The organism is Gramella sp. MT6 (assembly GCF_019357415.1).
Taxonomy (GTDB): Bacteria; Bacteroidota; Bacteroidia; order Flavobacteriales; family Flavobacteriaceae; genus Christiangramia.
Genome location: NZ_CP048410.1, coordinates 415,792 through 438,461 on the forward strand (window position 1 = coordinate 415,792; position 22,670 = coordinate 438,461).

At 40.4% G+C, this 22,670-nt stretch carries 22 protein-coding genes; 12 read left to right on the forward strand and 10 right to left on the reverse strand.

All coding sequences use genetic code 11. The features are described from left to right. Window positions 1–70: 70 nt before the first annotated feature. Together G3I01_RS01845 and G3I01_RS01850 are read right to left on the reverse strand one after the other, a co-directional pair. Complete coding sequence (locus G3I01_RS01845; RefSeq protein ID WP_219550572.1) at window positions 71–1,261, reverse strand: histidinol-phosphate transaminase; 1,191 nt, start codon at window positions 1,259–1,261, stop codon at window positions 71–73. 392 nt (window positions 1,262–1,653) lie between these two features. Then, window positions 1,654–2,451, reverse strand: coding sequence for a DUF2797 domain-containing protein (locus G3I01_RS01850; protein ID WP_219550573.1), 798 nt, complete (start codon window positions 2,449–2,451; stop codon window positions 1,654–1,656). A 113-nt stretch (window positions 2,452–2,564) separates the two neighbouring features. On the opposite strand from G3I01_RS01850, the gene G3I01_RS01855 reads away from it, so the two are divergent. Continuing rightward, complete coding sequence (locus G3I01_RS01855) at window positions 2,565–4,076, forward strand: GH3 auxin-responsive promoter family protein (RefSeq protein ID WP_219550575.1); 1,512 nt, start codon at window positions 2,565–2,567, stop codon at window positions 4,074–4,076. Window positions 4,077–4,094: 18 nt separating this feature from the next. Then, the gene (locus G3I01_RS01860) at window positions 4,095–4,691 is read left to right on the forward strand and encodes a sugar O-acetyltransferase (protein ID WP_219550576.1); all 597 of its coding nucleotides are present in this window, start codon (window positions 4,095–4,097) and stop codon (window positions 4,689–4,691) included. 58 nt (window positions 4,692–4,749) lie between these two features. Here G3I01_RS01860 and hemL read toward each other — a convergent pair whose 3' ends face one another. The 4 genes from hemL to G3I01_RS01880 all read right to left on the reverse strand — a co-directional run bounded on the left by hemL (window position 4,750) and on the right by G3I01_RS01880 (window position 8,308). Then, window positions 4,750–6,039, reverse strand: coding sequence for a glutamate-1-semialdehyde 2,1-aminomutase (gene hemL, locus G3I01_RS01865; protein WP_219550577.1), 1,290 nt, complete (start codon window positions 6,037–6,039; stop codon window positions 4,750–4,752). Window positions 6,040–6,142: 103 nt separating this feature from the next. After that, window positions 6,143–6,952, reverse strand: a complete 810-nt coding sequence (locus tag G3I01_RS01870; RefSeq protein WP_219550578.1) for a glucosaminidase domain-containing protein — start codon at window positions 6,950–6,952, stop codon at window positions 6,143–6,145. Window position 6,953: 1 nt separating this feature from the next. Further along, window positions 6,954–7,886 carry a pyridoxal-phosphate dependent enzyme gene (locus tag G3I01_RS01875; RefSeq protein ID WP_219550579.1) on the reverse strand — a complete coding sequence of 311 codons (933 nt, stop codon included), beginning with the start codon at window positions 7,884–7,886 and terminating at the stop codon, window positions 6,954–6,956. 95 nt (window positions 7,887–7,981) lie between these two features. Continuing rightward, window positions 7,982–8,308, reverse strand: a complete 327-nt coding sequence (locus G3I01_RS01880; RefSeq protein WP_108170351.1) for a hypothetical protein — start codon at window positions 8,306–8,308, stop codon at window positions 7,982–7,984. Between the two features lie 32 nt (window positions 8,309–8,340). On the opposite strand from G3I01_RS01880, the gene G3I01_RS01885 reads away from it, so the two are divergent. The 4 genes from G3I01_RS01885 to G3I01_RS01900 all read left to right on the forward strand — a co-directional run bounded on the left by G3I01_RS01885 (window position 8,341) and on the right by G3I01_RS01900 (window position 12,952). Continuing rightward, the gene (locus tag G3I01_RS01885) at window positions 8,341–8,511 is read left to right on the forward strand and encodes a DUF5522 domain-containing protein (RefSeq protein ID WP_011708162.1); all 171 of its coding nucleotides are present in this window, start codon (window positions 8,341–8,343) and stop codon (window positions 8,509–8,511) included. Between the two features lie 6 nt (window positions 8,512–8,517). Further along, a complete protein-coding gene (locus tag G3I01_RS01890; RefSeq protein WP_219550581.1) occupies window positions 8,518–10,506 on the forward strand; it encodes a urocanate hydratase in 1,989 nt (662 codons plus the stop codon). A 27-nt stretch (window positions 10,507–10,533) separates the two neighbouring features. After that, window positions 10,534–11,076 (forward strand): DUF4136 domain-containing protein, encoded by a 543-nt coding sequence (locus tag G3I01_RS01895; RefSeq protein ID WP_219550582.1) that lies wholly within the window; start codon window positions 10,534–10,536, stop codon window positions 11,074–11,076. Window positions 11,077–11,194: 118 nt separating this feature from the next. After that, window positions 11,195–12,952, forward strand: coding sequence for an aromatic amino acid hydroxylase (locus G3I01_RS01900; RefSeq protein ID WP_219550583.1), 1,758 nt, complete (start codon window positions 11,195–11,197; stop codon window positions 12,950–12,952). On the opposite strand, the gene G3I01_RS01905 is transcribed toward G3I01_RS01900, so the two are convergent. The 3 genes from G3I01_RS01905 to alaS form a co-directional block, all read right to left on the reverse strand. Next, on the reverse strand, window positions 12,949–13,563 hold the full coding sequence (locus G3I01_RS01905; protein WP_219550584.1) for a DUF4230 domain-containing protein: 615 nt from the start codon (window positions 13,561–13,563) through the stop codon (window positions 12,949–12,951). The two genes, G3I01_RS01900 and G3I01_RS01905, sit on opposite strands and share 4 nt — an antisense overlap. 302 nt (window positions 13,564–13,865) lie before the next feature. Continuing rightward, window positions 13,866–14,816, reverse strand: coding sequence for a GSCFA domain-containing protein (locus G3I01_RS01910; protein ID WP_219550585.1), 951 nt, complete (start codon window positions 14,814–14,816; stop codon window positions 13,866–13,868). A 45-nt stretch (window positions 14,817–14,861) separates the two neighbouring features. Further along, window positions 14,862–17,477 (reverse strand): alanine--tRNA ligase, encoded by a 2,616-nt coding sequence (gene alaS / locus G3I01_RS01915; RefSeq protein ID WP_219550587.1) that lies wholly within the window; start codon window positions 17,475–17,477, stop codon window positions 14,862–14,864. Between the two features lie 131 nt (window positions 17,478–17,608). Here alaS and G3I01_RS01920 point away from each other — a divergent pair, with 131 nt between their 5' ends. Genes G3I01_RS01920 through G3I01_RS01945 form a run of 6 tightly spaced genes read left to right on the forward strand, consistent with a single transcriptional unit; the run spans window position 17,609 to window position 21,328 of the window. Beyond that, on the forward strand, window positions 17,609–18,586 hold the full coding sequence (locus G3I01_RS01920; protein WP_219550588.1) for a M23 family metallopeptidase: 978 nt from the start codon (window positions 17,609–17,611) through the stop codon (window positions 18,584–18,586). After that, window positions 18,586–18,915: a MerR family transcriptional regulator gene (locus G3I01_RS01925; RefSeq protein ID WP_219550589.1), complete on the forward strand. Its 330-nt coding sequence runs from the start codon at window positions 18,586–18,588 to the stop codon at window positions 18,913–18,915. Before G3I01_RS01920 ends, G3I01_RS01925 begins: the two co-directional genes overlap by 1 nt. 1 nt (window position 18,916) lies before the next feature. After that, a complete protein-coding gene (locus G3I01_RS01930; RefSeq protein ID WP_219550590.1) occupies window positions 18,917–19,501 on the forward strand; it encodes a LemA family protein in 585 nt (194 codons plus the stop codon). 3 nt (window positions 19,502–19,504) lie between these two features. Continuing rightward, window positions 19,505–19,948 carry a TPM domain-containing protein gene (locus G3I01_RS01935; protein WP_219550591.1) on the forward strand — a complete coding sequence of 148 codons (444 nt, stop codon included), beginning with the start codon at window positions 19,505–19,507 and terminating at the stop codon, window positions 19,946–19,948. After that, entirely contained in the window at window positions 19,902–20,729 is an 828-nt protein-coding gene (locus tag G3I01_RS01940; protein WP_219550593.1) for a TPM domain-containing protein, read from the forward strand. Before G3I01_RS01935 ends, G3I01_RS01940 begins: the two co-directional genes overlap by 47 nt. Window positions 20,730–20,755: 26 nt before the next feature. Next, window positions 20,756–21,328 (forward strand): pentapeptide repeat-containing protein, encoded by a 573-nt coding sequence (locus tag G3I01_RS01945; RefSeq protein ID WP_219550594.1) that lies wholly within the window; start codon window positions 20,756–20,758, stop codon window positions 21,326–21,328. A gap of 64 nt (window positions 21,329–21,392) precedes the next feature. Here the strand turns inward: G3I01_RS01945 and clpX are convergent, their stop codons facing one another. Further along, window positions 21,393–22,625, reverse strand: coding sequence for an ATP-dependent Clp protease ATP-binding subunit ClpX (gene clpX, locus G3I01_RS01950; RefSeq protein WP_219550595.1), 1,233 nt, complete (start codon window positions 22,623–22,625; stop codon window positions 21,393–21,395). Window positions 22,626–22,670 lie beyond the last annotated feature (45 nt).

Genomic DNA, 22,670 nt, shown 5'->3' on the forward strand with positions numbered 1-22,670 from the left:
ACATGCGGCACCCTGTCCCTTTGCTTCAGGAGTTTCAGGGTTTAGACAGATGCTGAAATATTTATAGATATCAAACCAGAATCTCGTCTAGAGCTTCCGTGAATAATTGCATTTCTTCCATTGTGCCCATGCTTACCCTGCACCAGTCCTTACCCCAGAACTGGAAAGCACGAACCGCCATATTCCTGTCGTAAACCTGTTGAAGGAATTCGTCCCCGGCCATTTCCAGAGAAAAAATGATAAAATTGGTTTGGGATGGCATATGACTAATTCCTCTTTTAGCCAGGTAATTCTTAAAAAAGGTTCTTGTATCAAAAAACTTCTCCCTGCAATCTGAAAGGAATTCCTCATTATCCAGGTTCGCCGTAGCAGCTGCTATACTTGGCCCGGTGATTCCCATTCCAGTACCTATAACATCATTTATCTGGTTCAGGATTTCTTTCTGACCTAAAAGGTATCCTATTCTGAGACCTGCCATTCCGTGGATCTTTGAAAATGTTCTGGAGACCAGGATATTTTTTCCTTCAGCAACCAGTGGCGCCATAGAATCTGCCATTCCATTTTCACTTAATTCCATATAAGCTTCATCAATAAAAACCGGCAGATTTTTAGAAACATGCTTACAGAAACTCCGCAATTTATCGGCATTAGTAATTGTCGCAGTGGGATTGTTAGGATTGGTTATATATACAAGTTTGGTTGACTCATCAATGGCTGCTTCCATCGCATCCAGGTCATGTTCATAAGTAGAGGTTAGTTTTATACTTTTCCAGTTCCCGCCGGCTGCCTTTGCCACAGAAATAAGCGCCATATAACTAGGATCTGCGCTAACCACATTACCGCCATTCTGAAAAAGAACCACGGCAGTTTTTTCCAACAGGTCTGAAGATCCCGGCCCTAGCAAAACCTGGTCTTTTGAAACTCCCTCTTTCCTGGCGATCTTTTCTGTTAACTGGTCCAGGCTGTTCGATGGATAGTGATTTCCTTTCCAAACACTTTCGGTAAATGCCTGCGCAGCTTCTTTTGAAGGTCCGTATGGATTCTCATTCCACATTAGCCTCGCTTTCAGGTTGTCCAGGTCTGGAAACTTTGGAGGGGTGAATTCATTAAACCCGGACGTATTGAATAGAAATCTGTTTTTCGAACTAATGGCCTCATTTACGCGGTTAGCCCAGAGAATTTGAGGGGTAACAGCTAGAGCGCCTACAGAAAGCAGACCTTTTTTGATCCATTCGCGGCGGGGAAGAGCATTTGATTTCATCTGTCTATTTTTAAAGCGAGCTATAAAAATAAGCAGAACAAAGACTGAAACCTAAATTAAAAAACTGAAAATGAGACAATTAATATAAAACACTTATTTAACTACGTTACCTTGTTTAGAAACTCAGGCAGCTTTATTATGATCAAAAAATGGAAAATCATTGTATTCCTCGAGGTCGTCACCCTGAACTTGTTTCAGAGTCTAAACAAATGCTGAAACTCCCGAACCTTCAGGACAGCATGACGAAAAAAGGTATATCATCTCGACCTTAGGGAGAAATCTCATTCAGGTTCGATTTGCTATAGATTTCTCCCTTGAGTTTTTCACAAGTTTAGAAAGCACTTCGACAGGCTAAGTGCCACAACTATTTTAGAAGTATAATCTCAAAAAATTTAAACCAGTACTTTCAGTTCTACCACCAATCCTTCATTACTTCTCACATTGAAGACCGTTCCGTCTTCAAAGATCAGGTACTGCCCCTTGATCCCTTTTAAAACTCCTTCGAAGTAAGGGTTTTTAATCAGGTTTAGAGATTTCACCTTTTCCGGAAACTGCTTTACCGGAAATTTGATCTCTGTTTCCTTATTACTCGCCAGGTAATACTCCATGGCTTCTTCCGGAATAAATTCTTTTAGTTTTTCTCGCTCTTCAGCCAGATTAAGATCTATTATATCATTGGTAAGCATCTTTCTCCAGTTGGTCTTATCTGAAACATGATCCTTTAATGCCACCTCGGTGATACCCGCAAGGTACCGGTTTGGGACCTCTACGATCTCGATCGCTTCATGTGCTCCCTGGTCTATCCATCTTGTAGGGATCTGGCTTTTCCTGGTCACACCAACTTTAACGTCACTAGAGTTGGCCAGGTAAACAACGTGAGGTTGAAGCTGAGCACGTTTTTCAAAATCCAGGTCACGATCTTCTTCATCTAAGTGGGCTTTACTAAGTTCAGGTTTAATAACCCAGTCGCCGGCTTGAGGAATGGAAGTGAAACAGTCAAAACAAAAACCCTGTCTATAGATCTTCTTTTCCAGACCACAATTAAGACATTGATATCTAAGGAAATTCAGGCTGATCTTTTTATCAAGTAGTTGGTTCATATTGATAAAATCATTTTCCCAAACCAGGTAATATTGAACCACATCGGTAATTTCGGTTCTCATTTTAGTTAGAACTCCCTCGTATCTCATTTAAATTTTTAATTTAAGACTGATTGAATTTTTTGCAGGCTTCAAAGTTTCGTTTATTTTTAACCAAATAACCGAACGCCCTTTAATAATAAGCGTTAAAGATAAGAAGAATAATGCCAATTCCATTAGTCAACTCCATAGCTTCATGGTTTCTCAAAAAGAGAATCCACCAGATGGAATTGTTCATAAAATACCCTAACGAGGTTCAGAATGAATTGCTTAAAAACCTGATCTCGAAGGCCAGAAATACGGAATTTGGCAACAAATATCATTTCCATGAGATCGATTCTTATGAAAAGTTCAGAGAACGTGTTCCTATCCAGAATTATGAAGGTTATGAATCGGTCATAGAACGAAGCCGACTTGGCGAATCTAATATTTTATGGCCTACTCCTATAAAATGGTTCGCAAAATCAAGTGGAACTACAAATGCAAAAAGTAAATTTATTCCGGTAAGCCAGGACTCTCTCGAAGACTGTCATTATGCTGCGGGGAAAGACCTGCTTTGCATTTACCTGAACAACAACCCGCAATCACAACTGTTTACCGGTAAGAGCCTGAGACTTGGTGGAAGTAAGGAATTATACCAGGAAAATGGAACTTCTTACGGAGACCTTTCAGCGATACTTATAGACAATATGCCTTTCTGGGCAGAATTTAGCAGTACACCTAGCAACGAAGTTTCCCTGATGCACGACTGGGAGTATAAAATGCAGGCTATTGTAGATGAAACCATCAAGGAAAAAGTTTCCAGCCTGGCCGGAGTGCCCAGTTGGATGCTGGTTTTACTGAACAATGTCCTAGAAACAACCGGAAAGCAAAATCTATTTGAAGTGTGGCCACACCTGGAGGTCTATTTCCATGGGGGAGTAAGCTTTGAGCCTTATGCTTCGCAATACCAGAAGATCCTTCCAAAGGAAGATTTCAGGTTCTATGAGATCTATAATGCTTCTGAAGGTTTCTTTGCCTGCCAGGACCATAACGACACTAAAGACCTGCTTTTAATGCTCGACTACGGGATATTCTACGAATTCATCCCGATGGAAGACTACGGAACCTCAGAGGAAAAAGCGATTCCTCTTTCTGAAGTTGAGATCGGTAAAAATTACGCGGTTGTGATCACCACCAATGCCGGACTTTGGAGGTATAAAATTGGGGACACGGTAAGGTTTACAGATATAGATCCATACCGGATCAAAGTTTCTGGAAGGACCAAACATCATATAAATGTTTTTGGTGAAGAACTCATCATTGAAAATGCCGAAACAGCCCTTAAGAAAGTTTGCCTGGTGACAAACTGCGAGATCATCGATTATACCGTTGCTCCTATCTTCATGGAAGGTAAGGAAAAAGGCGCGCACGAATGGATAATTGAATTCAAAACACCTCCAAGGGATTTTGATAATTTCCAGCGGCAACTGGACCTCGCCCTTCAGGAAGTGAATAGCGATTATGAGGCTAAGCGTTATAACAATATGACCCTTAATATGCCGAAGATCCACCAGGCCAGGAAAAACCTTTTTTATGACTGGCTGAAGAAGAACAATAAAGTTGGAGGGCAGCATAAAGTCCCAAGGCTTTCGAATTCCCGTACTTATATCGAGGAATTACTGGAATTGTCATAACTCTCAATATTTTTAAATATGGCTAGTGAAAAAGAAAAAATGCTTTCCCAAAAGCCATATATCGCATCAGATCCTGAACTTTCAAAAGAACGGATTCGCGCCCAGAAAGCCTGTTTCCAGATCAATTCTTTAACTCCAGATTTAGTTGAGGAAAGAAATACCATTCTTAAAGATCTTCTAGGATCTTTCAAAGAAAACTTCTACTTCGAACCACCTTTTCATTGTGATTATGGCTACAATATTTCTATTGGCGAAAATTTTTATTCCAATTATAATTGCGTCATCCTGGATTGTGCTGAAGTTAAGATCGGCGACAATGTGATGCTGGCTCCTAATGTGAGTATTTTTACTGCGGGACATCCTATAGATGCTGAAAAAAGAAATCAGGGTTGGGAATATGCCATTCCCGTAGCTATTGGAAATAATGTCTGGATAGGTGGAAATGTGGTAATTAATCCAGGTATCAAGATTGGCGATAATTGCGTTATTGGATCCGGAAGCGTGCTCACCAAAGATATCCCATCAAATGTTTTGGCCGCCGGTAATCCCTGCAAGGTGATCAGGGAGATCACCGAAGAAGACAAAAAGTATTATTTCAAAAATAGAAAGTTCTAAAAAAGAAAAATCCGGAAAACTGAAGTCTTCCGGATCTATTATATTTCAGCAATATTACTTAGAAGTTTTTGGTAACCTTATCTACCGCTTCGATTGTTTTATCAAGATCTTCATAAGAGAGCGCGTCACTTATAAACCAGGTTTCAAAGGCACTCGGTGCAATGTAAATTCCATTCTCCAGCATTCCGTGGAAGAATTTATTGAAAAGGCCAAGATTAGCTGACTTCGCCGCCGAATCGAAATCGGTTACCGGTTCTTTTCCAAAATGAACCGAGATCATAGATCCTTCCCTGTTGATGGTATAATCAACATTATTTTGACTCAGGACCTTGTCCATACCTTTATGAAGGTATTCGGTCTTTTTATCGATACTTTCAAAGATCTCTCTTTTGCTGTCTAATTCGGTAAGCATTGCTAATCCCGCAGCCATAGCCAATGGATTCCCGCTAAGCGTTCCTGCCTGGTAAACCGGTCCAACCGGAGCCAGATAATCCATGATCTCATTACGAGCGGCAAAGGCACCTACCGGTAAGCCGCCACCAATCACTTTTCCAAAGCAAAGAATATCTGCCTTCACTCCCGCTCTTTCCTGAACTCCTCCCGGAGCCAGTCTAAATCCGGTCATGACCTCATCAAAAACCAGAAGTATTCCAGTTTCATCACAGATCTCGCGAAGTCCTTCTAAAAATCCTTCTGCAGGAGGGATACATCCCATATTACCAGCAACAGGTTCAATAATGATACAGGCGATCTCGTCTTTATTCGCCTCTACCAGTTCCTTTACATTTTCAAGATCGTTATACTTTGCCAGCAAGGTATCCTTGGCTGTTCCCTGGGTTACTCCTGGGCTATTTGGCGTTCCAAAAGTTACCGCTCCACTACCGGCCTGGATAAGGAAAGAATCACTATGACCATGATAACAACCGGCAAATTTGATAATCTTTTCCTTTCCGGTAAATCCGCGGGCTAGACGAACCGCACTCATACAGGCTTCAGTCCCGGAATTCACCATTCTTATCTTATCGATATTCGGAACCATTTTTACCGCCAGCTCGGCGATCTTGGTTTCGATCTCTGTGGGTGTTCCAAAAGAAGTTCCTTTTTTAGCCTTTTCTATAACCGCATCAAGAACTGGCTTATGAGCGTGACCTAGAATAAGTGGCCCCCACGAATTGATGTAGTCTATCAATTTATTTCCATCTTCATCATACAGATAGGCACCTTCAGCTCTTTCAATAAAGACTGGCTCACCACCAACCGCTTTAAAAGCCCTCACGGGAGAATTCACCCCGCCTGGGATTACTTTTTGTGCCTCTGCAAATAATTCGCTACTTCTCTTATAAATCATAAATTACTTTTTCACTTTTTCTTACCCTTTCCAGAAGCTTCCGGAGTTTCAGGGTAATTAATATTCTTAGATTCTGAAATATTTTCAGAATGACAAAACATTTTTATTTCACACTTAAGATCTGGCCAATAGAAATTGTATTTCCGTTAAGGCCATTCATTCTTCTAATTTCCTCTACCGAGGTATTGTATCTTTTTGAAATAGAATACAGCGTATCACCTTTTTTCACCACATGAGTTTCTGAACTTTCCTGTGGCTTAACAGTAAATGCCGGCGAAGGACGTTTGGTGATATCTGAATCAAATTTGTACAATTCATATCTTTCAATAAGATCTATCAGTTTATCGGGATATCTGCGATCTGTGGCATACCCAGCCTTTCTAAGTCCTTTCGCCCAGCCTTTATAATCATCGACATCCAGCTCAAACAGCTCTGCATATCTTCCACGGCCAGAAAGAAACAAGGAATGGTCTCTATAGGAATATTTTGCGTGTTTATATTTTCTGAAACATTCGCCACGGCGGTCATCATCATGATATACTTTTTCACCATCCCAATCATGGCATTTTATCCCGAAATGATTGTTCGCTCTCCTGGTAAGTTCTCCATTTCCCGCTCCAGATTCCAGAATTCCCTGCGCCAGCGTTATACTTGCAGGAATTTTATAAAGTCTCATTTCTTCCTGAGCAATAGGAGCATAATCCCTGATATAATCCTCTACCCGGTAATGGTAGGAATTACGTGGCATCTCTTCTTTTACATCATCTACTACTTCCGCGGGAGTTTCACGATTCTCTTCTCCCCGATTATTTATTTCTACGTCATCTTTTCTGGTTACTACCTTCTTTTTACTTCCACAGGAAGCAGCAAAAACGATGAGCATTAAAAATGATACAAAACGAACGATCTTCATATTATCTCGCAATTTGGGGCAGTCCTTTTTTCTTTAACAACCGGTTCATTCCTTCTATTCCCTGCAAGCCTCCGGTATGGATTGCCAGGATCTTCGAATTATCAGGAAAATATCCCTGTTTTACGAGGTCAAAAATACCAAAAACTAATTTTCCTGTATAGACAGGGTCCAGAATGATTTTATATTTTTCACTGAAATCATTCATAAAATCTATGAGCTCCCTGTTTACCTTAGCATAACCACCAAAATGATAGTTTAGTATCATTTCCCAGTTTTGCTTATTTACCAGTTCCGAAACTTCCGTTATTAAATAATCTGACTTTAAAGCTGAAAAGCCCAAAACCTTTTGATCTGGCCTGGAAGAATTGATGAGCCCGGCCAGGGTGCCTCCGGTTCCCACCGAAGAACATATAAAATTGAAATCGCTCTCCTTGTCTGTGAGTATCTCTTCACAGCCTTTGATGGCAAATTCATTGGTTCCGCCCTCGGGAACCAGGTAAAAATCACCAAACTGCCCTTTTAATTTTTGAATAAATTCAGGATCTTCATTTTCCCGGTAGGCCTCCCTGCTTACAAAATGAAACTTCATTCCGCAGTCGTCAGCATATCTTAAAGTTGGACTAAGTTTATCTTTTGAAAGATCTGCAAGTTCATCTCCCCGGATTACGCCTATTGTTTCAAAACCGAAAATTTTACCGGCAGCAGCAGTAGCTGCAATATGATTAGAAAAGGCACCTCCAAAGGTTAATAGCCTTGAATGCTTAAATTCCCTCGCCTTTGCAATATTGTATTTTAATTTCCTGAATTTGTTTCCACAGACCTCTTCATGCAAAAGATCTTCTCTTTTGATCCAAAACTGAATCCCACCCGGGAATTCGGTAATAAATTCATTTGGAATTGTTCGAGCAAGCTCGCTTTCAAAAAAGTCCTGCATACTGCAAAAATACCTCTTGGGATTCAGAATACAATCACTAACTAAAATAATATGGGAGTCAGGCTGAACTTGCTGCAGCTTTTAAAAAGATCATCTTAGAGAAAATTCCGGAACGCCCAGAATGAGCGGTTCTTCAAATAATTGAGATCGTTCTCCCGGCGGTAAGCTTCCCGTTCAAAACTTATATTTCTGTAGGCAAGCATTCCGTCTTTACAATCCAGGTATCTCACAAAGAATTCAATCGCGTACCAAACATAAAAAAAGAGAATGAGCATTTCCAGTTGCTGCCGTAAATGTATCTTTTCATGATTTATAAAGAACACATCCTGTTTCAAATGCCTGTTCTGCAGGATCACAAAAGGCCAGAGACTTATACCCTTAAACCTCCCGCTAAGCAGCCATTTGTTGACGATCAAAATCATGCTTTCAAGATAAGAAATTGTATTTTAGCCCCATGAATTTTCAGAAAAAAAGAATCCCGTTAGAGGATGGAGACTATTACCTGACTCCTGAAGGCTACCGTTGTTTTACTGAACAATATCATCTTAAAAGAGGTTATTGCTGTGAAAGCGGCTGCAGACATTGCCCCTACGGATACAACAAGAAAACCAACTCTCAAGAATAAAGACTAATGAATTTTAAGGATCAGATACTTGAAGGAATCCCAGATGAGCTACCGGCTAAAAAACCTTATGATGAATCTTTAAATCACGCTCCAAAGCGCAAAGATATTCTGGACAGGGAAGAAAAGAAACTCGCCCTGGAGAATGCTTTGAGATATTTCGACAAAAAACATCACAAAACCCTGCTTCCGGAATTTAAGGAAGAACTGGAAAAATATGGCAGGATCTATATGTACCGCTTAAAGCCGGATTATGATTTTTATGCCAGGCCTATTGACGAATATCCAGGGAAAAGCGTTCAGGCGAATGGAATCATGTTAATGATCCAGAATAACCTGGATCCTGAAGTGGCCCAGCACCCTGAAGAATTGATCACTTATGGCGGTAACGGAGCCGTTTTTCAAAACTGGGCACAGTATAGATTGTGCATGCAATACCTGGCAGAGATGGATGATAACCAGACCCTTGTGATGTATTCTGGACATCCCATGGGACTTTTCCCGTCGCATCCAAATGCGCCAAGAGTTGTGGTAACCAATGGTATGATGATCCCTAATTATTCAAAGCCAGATGACTGGGAGAAATTCAACGCGCTTGGAGTAACCCAGTATGGCCAGATGACCGCCGGCAGCTATATGTATATAGGTCCGCAAGGAATTGTTCATGGAACCACGATCACGGTTTTGAATGCCGGTAGAAAGATCGCCAAGGACGGTGAAGACCTGGCAGGGAAGCTATTCGTGACCTCAGGGCTTGGTGGCATGAGTGGTGCTCAGCCTAAAGCAGGAAATATTGCCGGGTGTATCACGATCTGCGCAGAAGTGAATCCCAAGGCTACCCAAACCAGGCATAAACAAGGCTGGGTAGATGAGGTTATCGATAATGTGGAAGCTCTTGCCAAGAGAGTCAAGAAAGCAAAAGCAGGTAAGGAAGTTGTCTCTATTGCCTTCCAGGGTAATGTGGTCGAAGTATGGGAATACTTCGCTGAAAATGATATCTACATAGACCTGGGAAGCGACCAGACTTCGCTTCATAACCCATGGGCCGGAGGTTATTACCCGGTTGAACTGAGTTTTGAAGAAGCAAATGAAATGATGGCTTCCAATCCTGAAAAGTTCAGGGAGAAAGTACAGGAAAGTTTAAGAAGACAGGCGAGCGCAATAAATAAGCATACGGCTAAAGGAACTTATTTCTTTGATTACGGAAATGCCTTTTTACTGGAGGCTTCCCGGGCAGGTGCAGATATTATGAGCGAAGATGGCAAGGGCTTCAGATATCCTAGCTATGTTCAGGATATCATGGGACCAATGTGTTTTGATTATGGATTCGGCCCCTTTAGATGGGTTTGTGCATCAGGCAAAGACGAAGATCTCCAGAAAACCGATGAGATCGCGACAAAGGTTCTCTATGAACTAAAGAAAAATTCACCGGCTGAGATTCAGCAGCAAATGCAGGATAATATTCAGTGGATCAAAGGTGCCCGGGAGAATAAACTGGTTGTTGGCTCCAAAGCGAGGATTTTATATGCCGATGCTGAAGGAAGGATCGCTATTGCCAAAGCATTTAACGACGCCATTGGTCGCAGGGAGATCGGTCCGGTGGTGCTGGGGCGTGATCATCACGATGTTTCGGGAACCGATTCACCTTACCGTGAAACCTCTAATATTTATGACGGATCCAGGTTCACGGCAGATATGGCTATCCAGAACGTTATAGGCGATAGTTTTCGCGGAGCGACCTGGGTAAGTATCCATAATGGCGGTGGCGTTGGCTGGGGAGAGGTTATTAACGGCGGATTCGGCATGATTCTTGAAGGTGATAAAGCATCAGAAGACCGTTTAAAATCTATGTTGTTCTGGGATGTAAATAACGGAATAGCTCGTAGATCCTGGGCAAGGAATAAGGAAGCCATATTCGCTGCGAAGCGCGCGATGGATATGAATCCACAATTAAAAGTGACGATTCCTAATCTGGTAGACCCGGGTCTTTTGGATTAAAATTTATATAAATTTAAAATCTAACCTATGAAATTTCTAAGATTTACTCCTGTTCTACTGTTATTCGCGGTAGTATTAACTTCATGTAGCAGTGTAAAGGTTGCTTCAGATTATGATCGTGAAGCTAATTTCTCGAATTATGGAACATACGCTTTCTTTAAGCCGGGTATTGATAAAGCTGAAATCTCTGATCTTGATAAGAAAAGAATTTTAAGAGCTATTGAAACTGAAATGGAGAAAAAAGGATTTACTAAATCTGAAGATCCTGATCTTCTCGTAAGTATTTTCACAAAGACCAATGAGAACATAAACATATATAATAATACTTACCCTTACTGGGGTTATGGCTGGGGATGGAACCCATGGTACTGGGGAAGCGGATTTAATACAGTGAGCAGTACCAGTGAAGGAACCCTTTATATAGACCTTATAGATTCTGAAGGTAAAGAACTTGTTTGGCAGGGAATGGGAACTGCTGCTCTTGCCCGCGAGGTCAATAAAAAACAGGAGCGTATCAATGAGATCGTAAGCAAGATCATGGAAAAATATCCTCCGGGAATGGAAAAATAAAAATTAAAAGAAAGCCCCTGAATCAGGGGCTTTTTTATACCAGGTCGTTAACTAATATCCTTCTGTTTCTCTGCCAAATTTTGTACTTTTAACGCAAACGTTTTAGTTAAAACAAACCATGTTAGATAAAATTCAATCCAACGAGATTCTGGACAGGTTACCTGCCCATTTACAGCAATATATAAAGCCTCAAAATTATGAAGATTATACTCCTATTAATCAGGCAGTTTGGCGATATGTAATGCGTAAAAATGTGGATTACCTGAGCAAGGTAGCGCACGAATCTTACCTGGACGGATTGAAGAAAACCGGGATTTCGATAGACAGCATTCCCAACATGTATGGAATGAATCGTATCCTGGAAGAAATTGGCTGGGCTGCGGTTGCCGTAGATGGCTTTATTCCTCCAGCTGCATTTATGGAATTCCAGGCTTACAATGTTTTGGTAATCGCGAGCGATATAAGACAGTTAGAACATATAGAATATACTCCGGCTCCTGATATCATTCACGAAGGCGCCGGCCACGCCCCTATTATCGCAAATCCTGAATATGCCGAATATCTAAGGCGCTTTGGAGAAATAGGCTGTAAGGCGATATCGAGTTCTCATGACTATGAGGTTTATGAGGCGATTCGTGAACTTTCAATTTTAAAAGAGGCTGAAGACACCCCAAAGGAAAAGATCGAAGAGGTCGAAAAAAGAGTAGATGAGCTTCAGAATGCAGATGTTAAACCAAGTGAAATGTCTCAGATAAGAAACCTGCACTGGTGGACTGTAGAATATGGACTAATTGGCACTGTAGAAGATCCAAAAATATATGGCGCCGGGCTTCTTTCTTCAATTGGAGAAAGCAAATCCTGTATGACCGATGTTGTAAAGAAATTTCCGTACACAATAGAAGCAGCCAAGAAAGAATTTGATATCACCAAACCTCAACCTCAGCTTTATGTAACCCCAGACTTTGCTCATTTAAGTCTCGTTCTGGAAGAGTTTGCTAATAAAATGGCATTAAGAAAAGGAGGACTGGAAGGAATTCAAAAACTTATAGACTCCAAGAATCTGGGTACTATTGAATTTAGTACCGGAATTCAGGTTTCGGGTAATTTTTCCAATGTGATTGAACATGAAGGAAAACCTGTATATATCCAAACCAAAGGCGAGACTGCCCTTTCCTATCGCGAAAAGGAACTCGTGGGACATGGCGTTTCAACGCATCCTGAAGGCTTTGGCTCACCTATTGGTTTATTAAAGGGTATCAACCTGGCTATAGAAGATATGAGTCCCAGGGATCTTAGAGCTTATGCGATATATGAGGGTGAAAAGGTAAGCCTGGAATTTGAAGGAGGTGTAAAAGTTGAAGGTGAGATCATCACCGGAACAAGGAATTTACAGGGTAAAATTATTATTATCAGCTTTAAGGATTGTACGGTTACCTATAATGATGAAGTTCTATTTAAGCCTGAATGGGGTCGTTATGATATGGCAGTGGGTAAAGAGATAATTTCAGCTTTCGCAGGACCTGCAGATCATGAATCTTTTGATCTTATTACTCATACTCCTTCTACAACTACCATTAAGAGCAAAAAAACACCTGATAGGGAAGAATTAGAATCGCTTTATAAGGCTATAAGAAATATCCGGAATGGAGAGAATACTAAATTCTCATTGAATGCAGCTTTTGACATCGTAAAAAAGCACCACCCAAAAGACTGGTTACTTTCCGTAGAGATCTACGAACTGGCCTCCGAAAATGATCTAAAACTGGCCGAAGAGGTTAAAACAAGATTACAGGAGATCAAAAAGCAAAGACCGGAGGTAGCTCATTTAATTGATGATGGTATAGAAATGACCGAATCGAGTATGGTTACTCCTTAGATCTTGATACGCTCCAGGCTTTCTTCATTTTCAATGGCTTGATCTTGATATTCTAAAGTCCAGCCCATAGAACTTGTAAGGATGTATATTTTTTGAAGTTCGCTTACCAGCCTGTTCTTAGCATTAGACTTCAGGCTTGAATTTTCGATTTTAGTTTTTAAGCCCTTTTCTATTTTTGCTTTGATCTTATTGTAGTCTTCCGCTTCAAATTGATTCAGGTAATCCTGAGTCACATCGTAATATTTGATATTCGGATTAATACTTATTTCCTCTTCTGGAATATCTTTTATGATCACCCTTTTGCCTTCCTCATCGATCTCAATATCCAGTTTACTAAGGTCGTAAGCAATACTAACCTCTGCATTTACCACGATTAGTGCCTTCTTGCGGGCAGAAAATATATCTAAATAGAAGCTCTTAGAGTTTTTATAGGTAAAAACCTGGGAGAAAGTTCCTTCGGTCACCACGAGTTTCCCAACGTTCCTGATCTGTTCCTGAATAAGGGCGGTATTTTCCTCCAGGCTTTCTTTCTCATCGTTCTTCTGGTCCCAGTACATAAATCCAAGAATTATGACTGCCACCATCAGGATGGATAATAGAATATTCTTCATGAGTTGAAATTAGAAAAAAAAGAGGAGAGAGATAATAACTAAAAGCCAAAGAGAGTTAAATAATTCTTATAAAAAAACTAAGGGGCGGCCCCACCCGTCCCTTAGTATATTCTAAAATCTACCCCAACAAATTTTAGAAAACAAATTATCCATAATTAATTGATTATTTGAGATGTACATCATCATAACCAACAAGTATTTATTTCAAATCTGCTTTGTAAAAATACAAATAATTTGACATAAAGTATAAAATTAACGTTTCGAGATTATTAAAAATTTAACAAACTCAATAATGACAAGGGTTAAGAAAAGTTAATTTCAGGGTATTTTTTTTGAATTTCCTCGATTTTTCGTTGCAAATTTGTAAGAAATTTCCTATGAGCATCTGAATTTTCTGCGCGCGGAGAGTGTGAAAGTGCTTTCTGAATTTTGTCAATTTCCACATTTAAAGAAATCGATTTTCCTGAGATCCAGTTCTCTGAAAATAACTCCCAGATATAATTTACAGCCACCTTATTTGGATGAAGCATATCTTCTGAATAAAATCTATAATCCCTAAGCTCATCCATCATGATCTCATAAGAGGGAAAATAGACCGATCGATCACTTTCAACAAGGAATTGATGTAAAGCTGTAATCAAATGCGACTTACTTTGCTGATTCTCGGTAAACCCATCCCTTAAATGCCTCACCGGGGAGACAGTATATATAACCTTAGCTTTTTTGTTCATTTGAGAAACAGAATGATCTATCACTTCCAGATCGTTCATAATCTCGGTAACCGAAGACAATTCTTTGGTAAACCTCTTTTGAGGAATCTTATGGCAGTTTGCCGCGATAGATTCCTTCCCTTCATAAATATAGCCCCAGGCCGTTCCCAGGCTAATAACTACGTGAGAAGCCTTTTGAATGAAATCACGACTTTGCTGAAGGGCAGCATTAAGATCCTGCAGACATTCTTCTTTGGTATCCCGTCGCATATCTGAATGCGCTTCCAGGGATTGCCAACCTCCATTGAATTCCATCACATCTTTTTCCTGATACTCTTCATTATTAGAGAGACGTTGAAAGAACTTACGAATTGGAGAAGGATGAAAAATAATCCCGGTAGGATTCTGAAGATTTTTAAATCTGAACCATTCCAGTTTATCACCTATATTCTCCACAAAGCAAGAGCCAATAAGAAATACCCCTGATGAATGATCAATCTTGGGAGCACCTTCTTTAACGGGAACTTTGGTTCTGAAATCCATATACTTAAATTAAAAAATCCCGGTTAAAAAACCGGGATTTTCGTATTATTTTATAAAACTTTCTGCTTTTTGAAGCGCTTCATTGAGACCTTCAGGTTTCTTACCACCTGCGGTAGCGAAGAATGGCTGGCCTCCGCCTCCACCCTGTATATACTTACCGAGTTCTCTAACAATCTGCCCAGCGTTAAGATCTTTATCTTTAACCAGGTTTTTAGAAATATAACATGAAAGCAAAGCTTTTCCATTTTGCTCTGTCCCGAAAAGCAGGAAAAGATCATCCATCTCTTCACCTAACTGGAAAGCCAGGTCCTTGATACCGGCAGCATCAAGATCAACTCTTTTAGCAAGGAAATTAACTCCATCTACCGGTTTAACTTCCTGTTTAAGCTCAGATTTCAGGTTTTTAGCCTTATCCCTTAATAAGCTTTCCACCTGCTTCTTTAAAGCCGTATTTTCTTCCTGAAGCGTATTTATAGCCTTAACCGGATCGTTCGCATTCTTCAATCCGCTTTTGATCTCTTCCAGGATATGAGTTTGTTTTTCAAAATATTTCCTTGCAGCTTCACCGGTAATCGCCTCTATTCTTCTAATTCCTGAAGCAACCGCAGATTCTCCGGTAATTTTAAAATACCATATATCTGAAGTATTCTGAACGTGTGTTCCCCCGCATAATTCCATAGATTCACCAAAACGTATCGCTCTAACCGAATCTCCGTATTTCTCACCAAATAATGCGATCGCTCCCTGGTCTAAAGCTTCCTGGTAAGAAATGTTTCTCTGTTCATCCAGGTTTATTTGTTCGTGAATTCTAGCATTTACAAAATCCTCTACTTTCTCCAATTCTTCAGCATTTACTTTACCGAAATGAGAAAAATCGAATCTTAAATAGTCACTCTGCACCATAGACCCTTTTTGCTCTACGTGCGTCCCTAGAATACTTCTTAGCGCCTGGTGCAATAAATGCGTGGCGGTATGATTGGAAGCAGTCTTAGATCTATCAGTTTTATTCACGATAGCTTCAAAACTTGCCTCTGTATTACCTGGTAATTTCTTGGTGAAATGTACAATAAGGTTATTCTCCTTTTTAGTGTCCATAACTTCGATCACTTCACCATCTGAAGACATAATGATACCCTTATCACCAACCTGGCCTCCACCTTCAGGATAGAACGGCGTTTTATTTAAAACCACCTGGTACATCTCCCCTTTTTTCTTGGATTCTACCTTTCGGTATTTGGCGATTTTCACTTCAGCTTCCAGCTGATCGTAACCTATAAAAGACTCGTCTTCTACTTCATTCAATTCCATCCAATCACCAGCGCTTACGGCAGTGGCTTCACGAGAACGATCTTTCTGCTTTTTCAATTCAGCTTCGAACCCCTTTTCATCAAGATCATAAGAATTTTCTCTTAATATTAAAGCAGTAAGATCTATCGGAAAACCAAAAGTATCATACAGCTCGAATGCCTTTTCCCCTGAAATCGTCTTATCCTTTGATTCTTTCATCAAATTCTCCAGCAGTACCAATCCCTGGTCCAGTGTTCTCAGGAATGAGGCTTCCTCTTCTCTGATCACATTTTCCATAAGGCTTTGCTGAGACTTAAGTTCTGGGAAAGTACCTCCCATTTGCTCAGTAAGTATAGGAACCAGTTTATAGATAAAAGGTTCTTTGGTATTTAAGAAGGTGAAACCATATCTAATGGCTCTCCTTAATATTCGTCTTATTACATATCCCGCTCCTGTATTACTCGGCAACTGGCCATCTGCTATAGAAAAGGCCACCGCGCGAACGTGGTCTGCGATCACTCTCATCGCAATATTAGCCTCTTCAGAATTACCATACTTTGTCCCGGTGATCTTTTCGATCTCCCCGATTAGCGGGGTAAATACATCTGTATCGTAGTTGGATTTTTTGTTCTGAAGCACCATGCACAGGCGTTCAAATCCCATTCCCGTATCTATATGCTTTGCTGGCAATTCTTCAAGATCTCCATTAGCCTTGCGGTTATATTGCATAAAAACCAGGTTCCAGATCTCTACCACCTGTGGGTGATCCATATTTACCAGGTCTCTACCCGGAGTCTTAGCTTTCTCTTCTTCTGAACGAATATCTATGTGAATCTCTGAACAAGGTCCGCATGGCCCCTGATCTCCCATTTCCCAGAAATTATCCTTCTTATTCCCGTAAATGATCCTTTCTTCCGGAACAATCTTTTTCCAAAGCTCTAAAGCTTCGGTATCCAGACCCAGATCATCTTTATCATCACTACCTTCAAATACTGAAACATATAGATTATCAGGATTGATCTTATAAACTTCGGTTAAAAGCTCCCACGCCCAATTAATGGCTTCTTCTTTGAAATAATCTCCAAAACTCCAGTTACCCAACATTTCGAACATGGTATGATGATAGGTATCATGCCCTACCTCTTCCAGGTCATTATGCTTTCCGCTTACGCGAAGACATTTTTGAGTATCGGTTACCCTGTTATTCTTCGGAACTGAATTTCCAAGGAAAAACTCCTTGAACTGGTTCATTCCCGCATTGGTAAACATAAGCGTGGGATCATCTTTTATGACCATAGGCGCAGATGGCACAATGCTATGTGATTTCGATTTGAAAAATTCGAGAAACTGTTTGCGGATATCCTGTGACTTCATTCAGTTATTTTCTTGCAAAATTCATTAAATTATGAAGACGGCAAAACAATTCATATATTTGTTCGTTTACCGTATTTAATTACACGGTATTTGAGCCGTTTCTGGACGCAAAAATAGCATAAATTTAACTCATGTCGAAGGTTAAATATTATTACGATAGCGAGACCCTTTCTTACAAAAAGATCGAGCAAAAGAAAGGCAGGCGCATAGGTATTGTCCTGCTTAGTATTACCGGTTCATTTTTGGCCGGTTTTATACTTCTTATAATCTATTTGAACATTCCTCAAATAGAAACACCTAAAGAAAAAGCGCTGAAGCGTGAATTACAGAACATGAAACTTCAATACGGTCTTCTTAACAGGAAGATGGACCAGATACAGGATGTGATGGCTAATATTGAAGACAGGGATAATAATATTTACAGGCTTTATTTTGAGGCCAACCCTATTCCCGAGGAGCAAAGAAAGGCAGGTTTTGGAGGTGTGAACCGTTATCAACAACTGGAAGGATTTGACAATAGTAAACTTATTACCGAAACCACCAAACGGATGGATGTCCTTACCAAGCGTCTGGTAGTCCAATCTAAATCTCTTGATGAGATTGCCGAACTTGCCAGGGAAAAAGGCGAATTGCTATCTGCCATCCCGGCGATACAACCGGTAAACAATGAAGATCTTAGCAGGATCGCTTCTGGTTACGGCTGGAGAACAGACCCGTTTACTAAAGTAAGGAAGTTTCATTATGGCATGGATTTCACCGCCCCAAGAGGAACCCCTGTTTACGCTACCGGAGATGGTCGTGTGGTGAGAGCAGACAGCAGATCTACGGGTTACGGAAATCATATCAGAATAGATCATGGCTATGGCTACACTAGTTTATATGCACATTTATATAAATACAATGTTCGTCGTGGTCAGAGAGTAAAAAGAGGTGATGTGATTGGATTTGTAGGCAGTACCGGAAGATCTGAAGCTCCTCATTTACATTATGAAATATTCAAGGACGACAATAGGATAAATCCTATTAATTTCTACTACGGAAACCTTTCTCCGGAGGAGTTTGGAGAGGTCCTGGAAAAAGCACAACGTGAAAATCAATCGCTTGATTAATGCACATAGATCTTCCTGAAAAACGCTATTACAGCATTGGCGAAGTTGCCGAAGCATTTAAAGTGAATACTTCCCTGATTAGATTCTGGGAAAAGGAATTTGATGCGATCAAACCAAAGAAAAATGCAAAAGGCAACAGGAAATTCACGCCTGAAGATATTAAGAACCTTGAATTGATCTATCACCTGGTCAAAGAAAGAGGCTTCACCCTGGAGGGAGCTAAAATTCATTTAAAAGAAGAAAAACATAAAACGCTTAGCAACTTTGATATTATTCGAAAACTGGAAAGCGTAAAAGCAGAACTAATCAACCTTAAAAATCAATTGTAATATGAAAAAGTGGCTAATCCCGGCGGGAATCATTATAGTCCTGATAATTTTAATCGCATCTCCATATAACTCCCTCGTGGATAAAGAAGAGAATGCTGAAAAGGCATGGAATGATGTAGAAAGTTCTTACCAAAGAAGAAATGACCTTATAGGCAACCTGGTTAAAACTGTTGAAGGTGCTGCAGATTTTGAAAGAGGAACACTTACAGATGTAATTGAAGCGCGATCAAAAGCAACTTCAGTAAATGTTGACGCAAGTAATTTGAGTGCAGCTCAAATTCAGCAATATCAGGAAGCTCAACAAGGGGTTACTTCTGCCCTCTCCCGATTATTAGTGACTGTTGAAAGATATCCTGAATTAAAGGCGAACCAAAACTTCCTGCAATTGCAATCTCAGCTGGAAGGAACAGAGAACAGGATCAATGTTGCCAGAGACAGGTTCAATGAAGCTGTGGCAAGTTATGAAAAAACACGCCGGAAATTCCCGAGCAATATCACCGCGGCACTTTTTGGCTTTGATGACATGGAAGGTTTCCAGTCTGATGCCGGAGCTGAAGATGCACCAGATGTAGAATTCGATTTTTAAAAAATGAGTATAAAAAGCGAGGCCTTTTTAAGCAAAAAGGAAGAAGAGGAAGTTGTTGAAGCCATAAGACAGGCAGAAAGAAAGACAAGCGGTGAAATAAGAGTTCACCTTGAGCCAAGTACGGGCGACGAAGATATCTTTGAACGAGCCATGGAAGTTTTTCATGCTCTTAAAATGGATAATACGAAAGATGCAAATGGCGTACTCATATATGTAGCTGTAGAAGACAGGAATTTTGTGATCTATGGAGACAAGGGAATTAATGAAGTGGTGGCAGATGATTTCTGGGAAAGCACTAAAGAACTTATCGTTTCACACTTTAAAAAAGGTCATTTCAAGGATGGTCTTGTAGAAGGCGTTTTGAAAGCTGGAGAACAGCTGCAAAAACATTTCCCCTGGGATGAGAACAATACCAACGAGTTATCAGATCAAATTTCAAAAGCATAAGCATATCAAACGATTTATACTATTACTGATATTTTTAACGGGATTCACCGCAGTAGCGCAACGTGATATCCCTCAAAAACCGTCAGAACAGACCAGCGTATACGATGAAGCAGATATGCTCTCGGCTCCAGATGAGCAAAGGCTCGAGCAAAAGCTAATTAATTATGCCGACACCACTTCCACTCAGATCGTAGTGGTCACTATAGAATCGCTTGAAGGCGAATACGAGGGCACCTACGCAGCACACTGGGCGCATGAGTGGGGAATTGGCCAAAGTGATAAGGACAATGGTCTTTTAGTTTTAGTAGCTCAAAAAGAACGCAAAATCTGGATCACTACCGGTTATGGCCTTGAGGAATATCTTACCGACGCTAAGACAAAAGAAATTATTGAGCTTATAATTCTACCCGAATTCAGGAACGGCGATATATATGCCGGACTTAACAAGGGAACCACGGCTATTTTCCAGGTCCTTAATGGCACTTTTCAGGGAGCTCCAGGTTCAAGAGGTTCCGGCGGAGGAATCCCCCTTAAAGCGATCATTATCTTCTTTATATTTATCGTTATCCTTATTTCTATGTTCAATAAACGCGGAGGTGGGAAAAATGGTGGAAGAAGAACCGGACGCAGTGTATTATGGGATGCCATTATCTTAAGCTCTCTGGGCCGTGGAAGTTTTGGAGGAGGAAGTTCCGGAGGTGGATTTGGTGGTGGTGGAGGCTTCGGAGGAGGCTTCGGTGGCGGTGGATTTGGTGGCGGAGGCGCCGGTGGAAGCTGGTAATTAGCAAACCTACAATTTATTTTAGAATGAATGAGCGGTTCTTTACAGACGAGCACTTCAGCAATACAAATTTCACTCAGAAAGAACTTAGCAGAGCCGACTATGAAGGCTGTACTTTTAGCAACTGTAATTTTTCAGGTTATGATCTTAGCAATTTCAGGTTCACAGAATGTGATTTTGAAGAGTGCGATCTTAGCAATTGCAAATTATCTAAAACAGCATTTCAGGATTGTCATTTTTCCGGATGTAAACTTATAGGCTTAAATTTTGACCATTGTGAAAGCTTTGGGTTTTCATTTTCAGCTGAAAATTCAGTTTTTGATCATTCCATACTATACAATGTAAATCTTTCCAAAACGAGAATCCTGAATTCCAAATTCAGGAATACAGACCTCAGTGCTTGCGATTTTAGCCAGTCTGACCTAACTGGTTGTGATTTCCTGGAAGCTACTTTCAACCAAACCATTCTTGAGAAGACAAATCTTAAGTCAGCAATCAACTATCATATAGACCCAGAAAATAATAAGATCAATGAAGCTCAGTTTTCACTACCAGAAGTCACAGGTCTATTGCATAAATACAAACTAAAGATCGATTAGGATAAAATAAAAACGCCATCAAATTGATGGCGTTTTTTATATGTGCATTATAACTGAAAGTTGATTAAGAAACAGCTTTCAATTTACTCATTGTAGATTTATTCAATTTATCATCTGCATACTCGCGGGTAACCGTGAAATGTGCTTCTTCGCTTTCAGGCATCTCGAACATCGCGTCGGTTAGAATAGCCTCACAAAGAGAACGCAATCCACGTGCTCCAAGTTTGTATTCAACTGCCTTATCCACAATATAATCTAAAGCATCATCGGTAATATCAAATTCGATATCATCCATTTCGAATAGCTTTTTATACTGTTTGATGATCGCGTTCTTAGGCTGGGTCAAGATAGCCCTAAGGGTCTTTTTATCCAACGGGTTCATATAGGTAAGGGCTGGTAAACGACCAATGATCTCAGGGATCAATCCAAATTCCTTGAGGTCTTTTGGAATGATATACTTTAAAAGATTGGTTCGCTCGATAGTATCCTCGCTTTTTGAAGCGCTGAATCCAACCGCCTGCATATTCAACCTTTTACTGATGATTCTTTCAATACCATCAAAAGCACCACCGGCAATGAACAGAATATTTTCGGTATTCACTTCAATGAATTTCTGATCGGGATGTTTACGCCCACCTTTTGGCGGAACGTTAACCGTTGTTCCTTCAAGTAATTTCAATAAAGCCTGCTGAACACCTTCTCCTGACACGTCACGGGTGATAGAAGGATTATCGCTCTTACGGGCTATTTTATCTATCTCATCGATAAAAACGATTCCGCGTTCTGCTTTTTCAGTATTATAATCTGCTGCCTGAAGCAACCTGGTCAAAATACCTTCAACATCCTCGCCAACATATCCTGCTTCGGTTAAAACCGTAGCATCGACAATAGCTAAAGGAACATTAAGCATTCTCGCGATAGTTCTGGCCATAAGGGTTTTCCCTGTTCCGGTCTCTCCAACCATCACGATATTACTTTTCTGGATCTCAACATCATCATCACTTTCTGGCTGTAACAATCTTTTGTAGTGATTGTAGACAGCAACAGACATCACTTTTTTGGTTTCTTCCTGACCAATAATGTATTCATCCAAAAACGATTTGATCGTTTTTGGTTTACTCAACATAAGGTCTGAAGAAAGCTCTCTGGCTTCCCCCTGCTTGGATTCCTCAACTACGATTCCATGCGCCTGTTCTATGCAGCGATCACAGATGTGGGCATCCAGACCAGCAATAAGTAGGTTAGTTTCGGGTTTTTTCCTACCACAAAAGGAACATTCTAAATCTTCTTTCGCCATTATTTAAATTTTCGGTAATTACTATTGCGAAATAGTTAATTACAA